15 protein-coding genes are annotated in these 13,485 nt (G+C 45.8%); 12 read left to right on the forward strand and 3 right to left on the reverse strand.

Going from position 1 to position 13,485, the window contains the following annotated elements:
* Positions 1 to 138 precede the first annotated feature (138 nt).
* The 3 genes from PHU49_07785 to PHU49_07795 form a co-directional block, all read right to left on the reverse strand.
* Entirely contained in the window at positions 139 to 516 is a 378-nt protein-coding gene (locus PHU49_07785; GenBank protein MDD5243903.1) for a polymer-forming cytoskeletal protein, read from the reverse strand.
* A 328-nt stretch (positions 517 to 844) separates the two neighbouring features.
* The gene (locus PHU49_07790; protein ID MDD5243904.1) at positions 845 to 1,264 is read right to left on the reverse strand and encodes a polymer-forming cytoskeletal protein; all 420 of its coding nucleotides are present in this window, start codon (positions 1,262 to 1,264) and stop codon (positions 845 to 847) included.
* Entirely contained in the window at positions 1,264 to 1,998 is a 735-nt protein-coding gene (locus PHU49_07795; GenBank protein ID MDD5243905.1) for a M23 family metallopeptidase, read from the reverse strand. The genes PHU49_07790 and PHU49_07795 overlap by 1 nt, the downstream gene beginning before the upstream one ends.
* A 268-nt stretch (positions 1,999 to 2,266) precedes the next feature.
* On the opposite strand from PHU49_07795, the gene PHU49_07800 reads away from it, so the two are divergent.
* The 12 genes from PHU49_07800 to PHU49_07855 all read left to right on the forward strand — a co-directional run bounded on the left by PHU49_07800 (position 2,267) and on the right by PHU49_07855 (position 13,298).
* On the forward strand, positions 2,267 to 2,503 hold the full coding sequence (locus PHU49_07800; GenBank protein ID MDD5243906.1) for a hypothetical protein: 237 nt from the start codon (positions 2,267 to 2,269) through the stop codon (positions 2,501 to 2,503).
* 8 nt (positions 2,504 to 2,511) lie between these two features.
* On the forward strand, positions 2,512 to 3,951 hold the full coding sequence (locus PHU49_07805; GenBank protein ID MDD5243907.1) for a sigma-54 dependent transcriptional regulator: 1,440 nt from the start codon (positions 2,512 to 2,514) through the stop codon (positions 3,949 to 3,951).
* A 437-nt stretch (positions 3,952 to 4,388) separates the two neighbouring features.
* The gene (locus PHU49_07810) at positions 4,389 to 5,480 is read left to right on the forward strand and encodes an ATP-binding protein (protein MDD5243908.1); all 1,092 of its coding nucleotides are present in this window, start codon (positions 4,389 to 4,391) and stop codon (positions 5,478 to 5,480) included.
* A complete protein-coding gene (locus PHU49_07815) occupies positions 5,477 to 6,766 on the forward strand; it encodes a sigma-54 dependent transcriptional regulator (GenBank protein MDD5243909.1) in 1,290 nt (429 codons plus the stop codon). Before PHU49_07810 ends, PHU49_07815 begins: the two co-directional genes overlap by 4 nt.
* Positions 6,766 to 7,104: a hypothetical protein gene (locus PHU49_07820; protein MDD5243910.1), complete on the forward strand. Its 339-nt coding sequence runs from the start codon at positions 6,766 to 6,768 to the stop codon at positions 7,102 to 7,104. The genes PHU49_07815 and PHU49_07820 overlap by 1 nt, the downstream gene beginning before the upstream one ends.
* A 1-nt stretch (position 7,105) precedes the next feature.
* On the forward strand, positions 7,106 to 7,537 hold the full coding sequence (gene flgC / locus PHU49_07825; GenBank protein MDD5243911.1) for a flagellar basal body rod protein FlgC: 432 nt from the start codon (positions 7,106 to 7,108) through the stop codon (positions 7,535 to 7,537).
* Positions 7,538 to 7,548: 11 nt separating this feature from the next.
* Positions 7,549 to 7,839 carry a flagellar hook-basal body complex protein FliE gene (gene fliE / locus PHU49_07830; protein ID MDD5243912.1) on the forward strand — a complete coding sequence of 97 codons (291 nt, stop codon included), beginning with the start codon at positions 7,549 to 7,551 and terminating at the stop codon, positions 7,837 to 7,839.
* Positions 7,840 to 7,841: 2 nt separating this feature from the next.
* A complete protein-coding gene (gene fliF, locus PHU49_07835; protein MDD5243913.1) occupies positions 7,842 to 9,443 on the forward strand; it encodes a flagellar basal-body MS-ring/collar protein FliF in 1,602 nt (533 codons plus the stop codon).
* The gene (fliG, locus tag PHU49_07840; GenBank protein MDD5243914.1) at positions 9,443 to 10,441 is read left to right on the forward strand and encodes a flagellar motor switch protein FliG; all 999 of its coding nucleotides are present in this window, start codon (positions 9,443 to 9,445) and stop codon (positions 10,439 to 10,441) included. The genes fliF and fliG overlap by 1 nt, the downstream gene beginning before the upstream one ends.
* A 206-nt stretch (positions 10,442 to 10,647) precedes the next feature.
* Positions 10,648 to 11,244 (forward strand): FliH/SctL family protein, encoded by a 597-nt coding sequence (locus PHU49_07845; protein MDD5243915.1) that lies wholly within the window; start codon positions 10,648 to 10,650, stop codon positions 11,242 to 11,244.
* Positions 11,231 to 12,556 (forward strand): FliI/YscN family ATPase, encoded by a 1,326-nt coding sequence (locus PHU49_07850; protein ID MDD5243916.1) that lies wholly within the window; start codon positions 11,231 to 11,233, stop codon positions 12,554 to 12,556. Before PHU49_07845 ends, PHU49_07850 begins: the two co-directional genes overlap by 14 nt.
* Before the next feature lie 313 nt (positions 12,557 to 12,869).
* On the forward strand, positions 12,870 to 13,298 hold the full coding sequence (locus PHU49_07855; GenBank protein ID MDD5243917.1) for a flagellar FliJ family protein: 429 nt from the start codon (positions 12,870 to 12,872) through the stop codon (positions 13,296 to 13,298).
* The last annotated feature ends 187 nt before the right edge of the window (positions 13,299 to 13,485 follow it).

A 13,485-nucleotide genomic window follows, 5' to 3' on the forward strand; every position in this document is an offset into this window, starting at 1 on the left:
TGATGGTCCCTCTGATCTCGAGATCGTCAGCTATAACAGTGACGATTTTCCCCTCGACCGGTTCGTCAATAATCGGTATTCCATTCCCCATCACTACCTCCTTTCTGTGGGCTTACGAATATGACTAATGTAGTTTCGTTATTTTACCGTTATGTCCTTTGCTCTCATCGCGCAGGAGCCATTAAACACGGCGCCGTTTTCGATAATAATGTTCGGGGTGCTGACATCGCCGTTATGTAAAGAAGTATTTTTGAGGGTAACCTGCTCGGTTGCTGTAACATTGCCCGTAATCTCGCCGTGGGACACCAGGGTTTTTGTGCTGATGGTGGCCGTGACCTTCGCGGTAGGACCAACGACCAGCAGCCCTTCCGAGAAGATTTCCCCCTCGAAAACGCCCTTCAGCATAACAGAGGTCTTGAACTTGATGGTCCCTCTGATCTCGAGATCGTCAGCAACAACGGTGGTGATATCCTTTTCCTCATATTCCGTACTGCTGTTTTTCTTTTCCGGTATCATTTCCTTCTCCTTTTGTAATGTATGATTTAGGTTATGCCTATGCATATTTTATTCTTCTCGCAAAAACTTGCAAGATATTTTTTTTCGTTTTCATCGTCGATATACCAAAATGGTGCAAAAGAAATGCCAATTTTATAAAGTGAAATGTGAAATGTGAAAAGTGAAAGGGAGAAGATGAAAAATAAAAGGTGAAAAGGGAAGGGAAAAGAAAGAAAATGAATATCAAAAAAAGATTTTGACATTTCACATTTTACTTTTCACCTTTTCACGCTCAGGGGTGTTTATATTTTGACTATAGTGACAATAAACATGACAGCAAGGAGGTTGTTTAAAATATCGAGATTGATTTGAAGAGTTTCTTCACCTTGTTCTCATTCTGCTCACCCTGTTCATCCTGTTCGGACAGGGTGTCCTGTGGTTTCTGCATCGTTGAACGTCCGATGAAAAGGGCCCCTTCAGATATGATCAGCTTGACGGTCTGGATATCGCCCTGGACCTTTCCGTCAGGCTTTATCTCAATGATCTCCTTTGCGCTGACGTTGCCTTCGATATTCCCGTCAATCATTATTTCGCGGGCTTCCACATCACCTTTTATGTCCCCGGTCTTGCCGATGATCAGACCGTCTACCCGGATATTGCCTTCAAAATTCCCATCGATCCTGACAATCCCCTCTGTAGTGAGTTCGCCCTTTATTGTTACATCCTTGCTTATGAATGTTTCAATCGATGAGTTTTTCTTATGAAACATTATTGCATCTCTTTTAGATAAAGGGTCGGGTTGATCTGTCTGCCGTTTTTCCATACTTCATAGTGGAGGTGGGGCCCCGTTGTTATTCCCGTAGAACCCGAACTCGCGATAAGTTCACCTTTTTTTACCTTTTGACCGACTGAAACATGATTCTTCTTGTTGTGTGCATAGGCCGTGCTGAATCCATGGCCGTGTTCCACGACAATAATGTAACCGCTGTCGTTTGTCCAGCTTGAAAAACTGACTATTCCGGGGGCTGTTGTATGCACCGGTGAACCGACAGGCGCCCGTATATCGATCCCTGTGTGCATGGTCTTTTCACCGGTAACGGGGTGTACCCTTTCCCCGAAATAAGAGCTTATATTCCCGTTAACGGGACACCCGGCAGGGGTTGCGAGATATACATCTTTTTGTTCCGAGATGTAATTTTTGATTGCAGAGACGGACTGAATGGTTTCGTGGATCTGTTTTTTCAGCGATTCGATATCGAGTGACCCTGTATCCTTAAAATCGACAGACTCAAGGATTGTGTTCTTCGATTTCAGGGAGAGGAGTTTTGTGAACTCTGTATCGGCCTTTTTCAGTGATGAGATGGTGGATTTCAGATCATCGAATTCTTTCGCAAGGTATGAAAGTTTCTTTTTCATAACATAGTATTCAACAGTGTCAACGCCAATGGATAATATATAGCCGACTCCTGTCAGGCAGAGGAAACAACAGAGCAGTATTTTCATGAAAGATACCTTCACTCTCAGGGGTTGCGACTTTGAGTGGGGAACGATCAGGATGGTAATAGGGGTAAAACACTTTTTTAATAAGGGTTTTAAATTGTGCATCTAAAATCCTTTCGACAACGGAATATATATAACGAAAAAATGATATTTTCAAGTATATATCAACATTTGAACAGATAATTGTAGATAATTATATATCCTTGGAACAATTTTTGCTTACTAAAAGAGAAAAATGTATTTATAATAGTACCGGGTCGGGGTGAACAGGATGAAAAATATAGGTATTGTTTTTGGTATACTCGTTGTCTTTCTTGTCCTCCATCTGCCGTCAAATTCTTACAGCGGAGAGATAGAGGTGAACAGGGACAAAGAGAAGACCGCGTACTCAATCGGTTCATCGCAGGGAAACAAGGATGGAACCACAGAGGCGGAAAAAGACAAGGAAAAGGCCTGGGACATGCTCAGGAATTCGAACATTATCATCGATAAAAGAAAAAATAACTGAGAGCCGTGATGGAAAAAGGCAGGATCATAATCGTCGAAGACGAAGAAGACATACTCATGATGTTGAGTGAATTCCTGAGCGGCAACGGTTACACCGTGGACCCCTTCAATGACAGCAAGAAAGCGCTCATCGCCCTGAAAAACAACAATTACCAGATCATGATTACCGATCTGATGATGCCAAGGATCGACGGCCTTCAGTTGATAAACTTTATTCAGAAAGAATATCTCGATACCCTTGGCATTGTTATAACCGGTTACGGGAGCCTCGAAACTGCGATCGGCGTCATGAGGTGTGGGGCCTTTGACTATATACTGAAACCTTTTAAATTCGAGGAAGTGCTCGCAACGGTAGATTCTGCGATGTACTACTACAATCTCATCAAGACAGATAATATCCCGAAGGGGCTGCGGTTAAAATCCAATCTGTTGAGGAGATACGCGGAAAACAAGATCGTACGCGAGAATACGATCCTTAGAAGCTGCCTTAAAGATAAATACAAATTTGAAAATATTATCGGCAACAGCTTTCCTATACAGAAGGTGTTTGAGCTTATCGAAAAGGTGGCTGACACAAACGCTACTGCCCTTGTTACAGGAGAAAGCGGCGTGGGAAAGGAGCTTGTTGCGAGGGCGATCCATTTTAATTCCTCACGGCGGGACAGTCCTCTTGTTGTGGTGAATTGTGGCGCCATACCGGAGACATTACTCGAGAGCGAGCTTTTCGGATATGAAAAAGGGGCATTTACGGGGGCTGCCAATACCCGGTTCGGGAGATTTGAGATTGCGCACGGCGGTTCCATCTTTCTCGATGAGATCGGTGATATGAGCGTCAACCTGCAGGTAAAACTTCTCCGCGTTCTTCAGGAGAGGTCTTTCGAGCGTATCGGAGGATCGAAGACAATAACAGTAGATTTAAGGATTATCGCGGCTACGAACCGGACGCTTGAAGAGCTCGTTAAACAGGGAAAATTCCGGGAGGACCTTTACTACCGGCTCAATGTAGTACCCATTCATATACCACCATTGCGGGAGAGGAGACAGGACATACCATTATTACTGAATTATTTCCTCGAGCGGTCGAACCGGCTGAATAATGCGAATATAGAGGGTTTTACAGAAGAGGCAATCAAGGCGCTCCTTGACTATCATTACCCCGGTAACGTGAGGGAGCTGCAGAACATTGTTGAGCGGATGGCAGTCCTGAAGAGAAATGGTTATATCGATCTTGAAGATCTGCCTGAAAAATTCTACAACACTGAGAGCGAGGGGGAGAAGGTTTCGCTCAACATGAAGAAAGGGTACGACACGCTTGTCTCTGAGTTCGAAAAGACACTGATTATGAAGGCCCTCCAGGAAACGCAAGGCGTGAAAAGCAAAGCCGCCCAGGTCCTGAATATCAACAGGACCACTCTGATCGAGAAGATGAAACGTCTCGGCATCGACTGATACCCCTTCCGTCAAAATAATGACAATCGATAGCGTTTATTGGGTTTATTGAGTTTATAGAGTTAAACCCGGATTTTCCATTAGTATGGCATTGTGTCGGGCTATTCTCCGCAAACACGCTCATACGCTCCAGCGGCTACATTCGCTCGCGTTCGGCTTCGGAACTTTTGCTTACGCAAAAGACCAAGCTTCCTCGCCTCACGACGGTTTGCTTAAGGATAACCCGACACCATGCCCCAATGATGTATCTGGTTTAAAGCGTTCATTGCGCTCCCTGATCTATTTTGCCTGTTTTGTCTTAACGTTGAACGTTGAACCCCCGATAGAGTCATTCGAGGGCAGGCATAGAACGTTGAACAGATTTTTGCCCTTTGCTCTCAGCTCTCTGCTCTTCGCCCTCCGCTGTCTTTGGTACATATCTTGCAAATTAAAAAGGCATGCCTGCTCCAGACGTCAAGCTCTTGGAAAACGCCTTTAACGAATTTTCAAGGGCCTCCGATTCAATAATCAGTTACTACGGGATATTGGAAAGCAGGATACGACAGCTTACAAAAGAGGTAGAGGAAAAGAACGCAGAGCTGGAAAAGGCAGGCGACTACCTGAATAATATCCTGGACTCATTGCCCGTGGGAGTTGTGGTCCTTGATAGAAAATCGGTTATATTCCAGAACAAGAATGCGGCAAGGCTGACAACGGGAGGTATCGTTCCGCACCTTAATGTGAACGGAGAAAAGATCGGTGAGATCAAAAACAGCAAGGGATACTTCAGGTGGAAAAAAGAAAGATTGACCAATGGTTTTGAAGGGAAAGAGGTCATTGTTATCGAGGATGTTACGGAAGTCGAAAAGATGAAAGAGAGGAGTGAAAGGGATGAGCGTCTGAGGGCCATGGGAGAGATGGCAGCGAGGATCGCCCATGAGATCAAGAATCCCCTTGGCAGTATGGAGCTTTTTCTTTCGATGATCCAGGGCAACAGGTTGAAGACAAAAGAGAAGAAGTATGTTGATTATGTCCTGTTCGGTTTAAAAACGATCGACAGGATCATCAACAACATCCTCTCATACACACGTCCTAAAACACTTGTCCTGAAGGAAGAGAAGCTTTTCAAGATTGTCAGCGATACCCTCGATTTTATGAGTGTTTCCATCATGGGACGGGCAATAGAGGTGGAGTTCAACGCCTCCTATCGGGAACCGTCATTATTCGATCCTGATCTGGTAAAACTTGTCATTATGAATCTTATCAGTAACGCGATAGATGCCGTCAATGAGAAAGGGACTATCAGGATCGAGATACGGGAAGAAGGGAACTATGTTCTTCTCGTCGTCAGTGATAACGGCGTCGGGATGTCGGAGGATGTGAGGAGAAACATCTTCAATCCTTTCTTTACGATGAAGGATAAAGGAGTCGGGCTCGGATTGTACATCGTATATAACATTGTCCAGGCACACGGTGGTTTTATTGAGGCAGAATCTGCTGAAGGATCCGGTTCGTCCTTTTTTATGTATATCCCCAAGGATAGACAATGAAAACAAATGTTCTGGTTGTAGACGATGATGACCATATGAGGATTGCTTTGAAGGAATCCCTGACCAAGGCCGGGTTTACTGTTTCCCTTGTCGATGATGGGGTAAAGGCCGTATCGGAGATCAACAAACAGATCTATGACCTTGTGATTACCGATGTTAAAATGCCGCGTTTAAGCGGCATTGACCTCCTCAAACACATCAAGGAAGAATCGCCGTTTCTTCCCGTTATCCTCATTACCGGATATGGAACGATACAGGATGCCGTTACTGTTATGAAAGAAGGCGCCTTCGATTATATTCAGAAGCCATTTAACACGGATACCCTCTATGGTGTTCTGAAGCGGGCGCTTGGTGTCAGTAACGGAAAGATCATCTATTCTTCGAGGGCTATGAGGGAGGTCCTGCAAAAGGCCGGGAGGGTTGCCAGATCGGATGCCACGGTCCTGGTGCTCGGAGAAAGCGGTGTCGGCAAAGAACTCGTTTCCCGCTTTATCCACGAGAACAGTTCGCGGATCGACAAGCCCTTTGTGCCCGTCAACTGTGCTGCCTTACCGGAGAACCTTCTCGAAAGTGAGCTCTTCGGTTACGAAAAAGGCGCCTTCACAGGCGCATTGTCAAGAAAGCCGGGAAAATTTGAGATCGCGGACCGGGGAACGATCCTTCTGGATGAGGTCACTGAAATGGATTTCCGGCTTCAGGCAAAACTTTTGCGGGTTTTGCAGGAAAAGGAAGTGGAGACAGTGGGATCGCAATACCCGAAGAAGGTGGATGTCCGGGTGATCGCTACAACAAACAAAAATATAGAGACACTTGTCAGGGACGGTAAGTTCAGGGAGGACCTCTATTACAGGCTTAATGTATTCCCCATCCTGGTACCGCCGCTTCGGGACAGGAAAGAGGATATCCCGCCGCTGGCCGCCTATCTGCTGAAAAAACATTCTATGGGTATGGATATCGGTATCAATGAAGAGGCGATCGGATTTCTCATGGAGAAACAATGGAAAGGGAATGTAAGGGAACTGGAGAACACCATCGCAAGGGCATGCATATTATCCAATGGTTCTGTCATAAAACTGACCCATTTAAAAGACTTAGAGTGCTCGAAAGACGTGGCGCTGGGGTCTGTCAGGGAGATGGAGACAAAATTGATCCTTGACGCCCTGAAGTCAGTGGGAGGGAACAGGACCAGGGCGGCAACTATCCTCGGTATCACCGCGAGGACCCTGAGGAACAAGATTCATGAATACAGGACCATGGGATACGAAATTCCCGCGAGGGGGTACTGATGGCAGTAATGGATCTCATTGAAAAGGCCCTTAATATACGGGCTTTCTACCACAAGGTGATAGCCGGGAATCTGGCAAACGTGGATACTCCTAACTATAAAGAAAGGGATATTGATTTCAAGGCTGAACTTGAGAGAAAGATGAGCGGAGTTGATAACATCGAGGTCCGGGAAAAAACAGATTATGATGGCCTGGGCACAATCGACGGGAATACGGTGAATATAGAGAGTCAGATGATGAAACTGACCGAGAATCAGCTCATGTTTCATTCACTGATCCAGGTAGCAACAAAGAAAATTTCACTCATGAGATATCTCATCAGTGAAGGAAGGAGATAGTATGGGAATGCTTGATATCCTGAAGATCAGTGCTTCCGGTTTAAAGGCACAGCGAACAAGGATGGAGGTAATAGCCACGAACCTGTCGAACATACACAGTACGCGAACTGAGGATGGCGGCCCCTACAAGAAGAAAGAAGTGGTTTTTGGCACGACCGATGTGTCCGACGATAAGGAGTTCGGCACCTTGTTATCCGGGAGGATTGAAGGGGTCAAAGTGGAGGAGGTTGCTGAAAGCGGCAAATCCTTTGAAAGGGTCTTCAATCCCGGTCACCCTGATGCTGATAGTGAAGGGTATGTCACGTTTCCGAATGTGAATCTTATGGAAGAGATGACAGACATGGTTGCTGCCACAAGGGCTTATGAGGCTAATATCAACGTCATGAATACAACAAAAGCGATGTTTTTAAAGTCGCTTGAGCTTGGGAAATAGGAGGGCCGGTTATGAAGATAGACAGCATTATGCTGAACCGTTTTCCGGAGAGCATCAAGATCCAGAACAATGAACAGGGCAAGGTATCTTTCAGCGATGTTCTCAAGGAATCTATTCAAAAGGTCACAGAACTTGAAAAAGAAGCAGATAAGGAAGTAGAGAAACTGGCGAAAATGGAAAGCCAGGACATCCACAATACAATGATGGCAATTGAGAAAGCCGACCTTACCTTCCAGATGATGATGCAGATCAGGAACAAGATAATCACCGCCTATGAAGAAATTATGAGAATGCAGGTATAGCCATGGGATTTCTGGAAGGCTTTTTCAATGGTTTCAGAAACTATTTGAGGACCACCCCGAAGAACAAACTCTACATACACCTTTTTATACTCGTTACCATTATCGGCGGATCGATTATCGGTCTCTCCTTTATCCAGAAAGAGGGCTACAGCACACTCTTCTCGGGGCTTTCCACCGATGATGCGTCGATGATCGTCGCAAGGCTGAAAGAGTTGAAGGTTCCCTATAAACTGGGCGTGGGAGGTACGTCTGTTTATGTGCCGAAAGAAAAGGTATATGATGTGAGGCTTATGCTGGCGGGGCAGAATTCACTCCCCGGAAGCGGGGGTATGGGTTTCGAGCTTTTCGATAAAACGAATTACGGTATGACTGAATTCATGCAGAATATCAATTATAAAAGGGCAGTACAGGGTGAACTGTCGAGGACGATCAACCAGATGCCGGAAGTCAAGGCATCCCGCGTTCACATTGCCATACCCGAGAAAACACTTTTTACCGATCGTGAGAAGGAGGTTACCGCTTCTGTATTCTTAAAGTTGAAACAAGGGAGAAATCTCACAAAGGAACAGATCGCGGGAGTTGTGCATCTTGTCGCAGGCAGTATCGAAGGGTTAAAACCGGAGAATATCACGGTCATCGATTCCTCCGGCAGGATCCTCTACAAAAGCGGCAATGCCGGTTCGGCAATTGCCTTATCAGGACAACAGTTCGAGCTGCAAAAGAGCGTTGAGAGAACGATTGAAGAATCAGTGCAGTCCATGCTCGATAAATTCATACAATCCAGTAAATCAATAGTAAGGGCCAGCGTTGAGCTCAATCTGAGAAAAGTAGAAAAGGTTGAAGAGGAATACCAGCCGAACAAGACTGTCATGACAAGCGAACGAAAGAGCAAAGAGAAGACCGTAAACAGGAGCGGCGCAAGGATCAACGGAGGTGTGCCGGGAGTGGCGTCAAACGTTCCGAATATCGGAAAGAAAGGCAGTGTCAAACCGGATGACACGAACGGCCGTTCCAATGAATCAGAGAGGGAAGAAGCGCAGATGTCCTATGAAGTAAGCAAGACAGTCAGCAAGATCATTGAACCCTTCGGGGACATAAAGAAGATGTCGCTTGCAATCGTTGTTGACGGCAAATATGAGAAGGTGAAGGGACAAAAAGGGGAAGAATTAAAGTATGTCCCAAGGTCGCAGAAAGAAATAAATGATATCAAAAATGTTATTGCCCGGGCAGTAGGTTATAACGAAGAAAGGGGCGATAAGATCGAGATCCTGAATGTTCCTTTCGAGACTGAAAGTTTTGCAGATGAAAAGGTATTGATGGAAAAGGCCGAGAAGAAAGATCTCATAATGAGTGTCAGTAAATATGTTGTATATCTGATCATGCTGATTGTGGTCTTCCTGTTTGTTATCAAGCCGGTTCTCGGAATACTTAAAAGAAGGGAAGAGACACTGCCGCTCCAACAGATCCGGGATGTATACGTGAAAAACAACAGCGCCGCGCCAGAGGCTATAGAGGATAAAGCAACAGCTGCCCTGGCGAACGTTATGAAGGACAAGGCGCTTGTCGGTTCAATCATCAGGGAGTGGGTTAAGGAAGGGACGTGATGGAACCGGAAGAAATGCCAGGCATAAGAAAGGCCGCTATAATGCTCCTGACGATAGACGAGGATATGACCAGGGAGATTATCAAGGAGCTTGACGAGACAGAGATCGAAGCCATTGGCCATGAGATAGCGAAGCTAAGACTGATCCCTGATAATGTTGTCACAAAGGTTCACGAAGAATTCATGTCTAAATTGAACAAGAGAAACAAGCAGGTTGTGGGCGGTGAACAGAGGTTCAAGTCGATTATTAAAAGAAGTTTCGGCGATGAAAAAGCGGAAGAATTTATCGGCAGTATGGAGACGAAAAAGGGAGCGCCGGGGGAATTTTTAAGGAAATGCGACCCCAGGATCCTGGCAAATGTGCTCAGGGGCGAGCATACCCAGACTATTGCCCTGGTTCTGTCCACGCTGGGACCAAAAAAGGCTGGAGAAGTGATTATGGTCCTCCCTGATAATATACAGACGGATGTAGTGACGAGAATGGCCTTTCTCGAGAAGGTCGATAACGATGTCCTGGCGGAGGTTGAGAATGTTATCAAGGAGCAGCTGGAATCTGTCAGTAACGTAGAGGGCCGGCAGCTTGGTGGAGTAGAAGCCGTTGCGAGTATCCTGAACCAGATGGACAGGACTGTTGAAACTGAACTCCTGGGAAAGCTGGAGGAGCTGAACCCGGAGCTTACTGAAAGGATCAGGCAACTGATGTTCACCTTTGAAGACCTTCAGAAGGTCGATGACAAGGGTATTCAGGTACTTCTCAAGGAAGTCACCTCAGAGGATATCGGTATCGCCTTGAAAGGTTCTTCCGATGCCATGAAAGAGAAGATTTTTTCGAACATGTCCGAGCGGGCTGCTGCGATGTTGAAGGAAGACTTAGAGGCTATGGGGCCGGTGCGTTTATCTGATGTTGAAAAGGCGCAGGTCAGGATAGCGATGATTGCCAAGAAGCTCGAGGGTGAAGGCAAGATACTGCTTTCGAGCGGAAAAGAACAATTTGTGTGAAAAAGCAGTGAATAGTGAATGGTGAATAGTGAATAGCAAAAAACCAAAGAGACAATCCGGAAGAGCCTTTCTGTCGAGCTCAGAATGCCTGATACCGATTAAATCACCGGCGTTCCGTAACCTGTCCTGGTTTAAAACTTTTCACTTTTCACGGCATCAGTTGTCTGTTTGCTATTCACTATTCACTATAGACTAACGACTGATTTATGCAACCATACGTCCTATATGATTTTGACAGAGAGGTCGAAAGTATCCAGTCTGAGTTTGTAGGGTACTTCGATACTTCCTCCGAAAAACAAGGAGGCGAGGAGATACAAAGGGACGTTGAAGATGAAGCGAGAAAGGTTTTTGAGGATGCCTTTGCACAGGGTGAAAAGGCCGGGTATGAAGTAGGAATGAAAAAGGTAGATCCTCTTATCAAAAGGATAAACGGCTATATAGCGGAGCTTTCTTCCTTCAGGGACGACCTGATCAGGAAAAGCGAGAGATTGTCAACGGAATTGGCGCTGACCTTTGCTGAGGCGATTGTCTTGAAGGAATGTGAAGAGAGGAGAGAAGTGATCATGGAAATGGTCCGGAAGGCTGTTGAACTTTGTGAAGATAAAGGTCAGATCCTGATAAAGATAAGGACCGAGGATGCACAACATATCCCCCAGGCGAACATCGGTTCACTGAAGGTTGTCCATGACGACACCCTGAAAGAACCCGGTTTTGTCATCGAGACAGCCTTTGGTGATATCGACGGCAGGATCTCAACACAGATTGAAGAATTAAAGAAAGAATTTCTTGATGGACACTTTTAATACTGAAAGGGTTCTCTCGATTAAGAGTGTTATCCCCAACCTCTATCCTTACAGGGTCTACGGAAAGGTCAATCAGGTTGTCGGTCTCGTCATAGAGGGCAGAGGCCCCATATCTTCTGTTGGTGATTCGGCCCTCATATTTCCCATTGACGGGACTTCCCCGATTGATGCCGAAGTTGTTGGATTTAAAGACGGCAAGACATTGTTGATGCCTCTCGGAGATCTGCGCGGTGTAGGCATAGGCTCCAAGATCCTTTCAAAGAAGCATACCGTGAGGGCCTCTGTCGGGGATGGGCTCCTTGGCAGGGTGATCGACGGGCTCGGCAATCCGATGGACGGCAAGGGCCCCGTTATGTACGAAGAGCAGATCCCTGTATACCGGCAGACGGTGAACCCCATGAAGAAGAAAAGGATCACTGCGCCGCTTGACCTCGGTATCCGCAGTATCAACGGACTTCTTACCTGCGGCAGAGGACAGAGGATAGGCATATTCGCCGGTTCAGGTGTCGGCAAGAGCGTCCTCCTGGGGATGATAGCGCGTCACACCGAGGCGCAGGTAAACGTTATCGGGCTCATAGGTGAGCGGGGCAGGGAGGTACGGGAATTTATAGAGAGGGACCTCGGCGACGGTATCAAAAACTCTGTTGTTATTGTGGCAACCTCAGATCAGCCGCCGCTTATCAGGGTAAGAGGGGCCTTTCTGACGATAGCCATTGCAGAATATTTCCGCGACAGGGGAGAGGATGTCCTTCTGCTTATGGATTCCCTGACCAGGTTTGGCATGGCGCAAAGGGAGATAGGGCTGGCGATCGGCGAGCCTCCTACGTCAAAAGGCTATACACCAAGCGTCTTTTCCCTTTTAACGAAACTTCTTGAGAGGGCAGGGAACGGAGACGGAGAAGGAACAATGACCGGGATATATACGGTCCTCGTCGAGGGCGATGACCTCGATGACCCTATCGCGGATTCATCAAGGGCGATCCTCGACGGGCACATCGTTCTTTCCCGCAGGTTGACCGACATGAACCAGTACCCTCCGGTCGATGTCTTAAGGAGCGTAAGCAGGATCATGAAGGATATCGTATCGAAGGACCAGATAGAATATTCGAGCAGGATCATAGAGGTCTTGTCTGAATACGAGAGGGCTGAAGATCTGATCAATATCGGGGCATATATACCGGGGAACAACAAAAAGATCGACTATGCCATGTCCATGATCGACCGCGTAAGGGCCTTCCTGGCTCAAAAAGTGGATGAAAAGGTTACACTCGAAGAGGCACTGAACAGTATGAAGATACTCTTTTACGTATAAACCAGTATTTCGTATATAGTATATCGTATATAGCAAAACCTTCTAAAAAAAGAGGGGGGACGGATATCCTTTGACCTACGAAATACGATATACGACTAAACCAGTATTTCGTATATAGTATATCGTATATAGCAAAACCTTCTAAAAAAAGAGGGGGGACGGATATCCTCTGACCTACGAAATACGATATACGACTAAACCAGTATTTCGTATATAGTATATCGTATATAGCAAAACCTTCTAAAAAAAGAGGGGGGACGGATATCCTCTGACCTACGATATACGACATACGATATACGAAATTTGAAAGGCCATGCTGAAATACAAGATTGATAAGATTATCGAGCTGAAAGAGACGATGATACGGGGTAAGGAGAGGGAGATCGAGGATGCTGCCCTTGAAGTGAAAGGGATTGTTCTCAACATACGTATGACCGAAGAGACTATCCATAAAAGCCACAATGGTCTTGGCGCGGTGCCGATGAAAGGAAGTGATTTTTCTGTTCTGAAGGATTACCTCAGTTACCTGGAAAAGAGAAAAGATACTTTGATAGAGGAGAAAGAAGACAGGGAAAAAAAGATCAGCAGTTTAAGGTCACAGCTTTTTGAGTTGGCGAAAGAGAAAAAGATGTTTGAAAAACTGAAATCCAGGATAACAGCAAGCCTCAGGAAATCCTTCAATAGAAGGCAGCAGAAGCTTCTTGACGACATTGCCCTGAGGATCGATACTCAGCTTCATTAGTTTCCAAAGGGAAATATTTTCCTCATTGGGAAATGTTTTCCTCAGATTCTTTTCGAAAAGCAATCAAACCGAATTCATAACACATTGATATTATTGAATGACGCAATATGGCATGGATTTTGTTTTATCATTTGTCATGGACCTTCTTATAAATTGCTTCTTCATGAACACAACAAAACCTTCGCAG

This window comes from Syntrophorhabdaceae bacterium (genome assembly GCA_028713955.1).
GTDB lineage: Bacteria > Desulfobacterota > Syntrophorhabdia > Syntrophorhabdales > Syntrophorhabdaceae > UBA5609.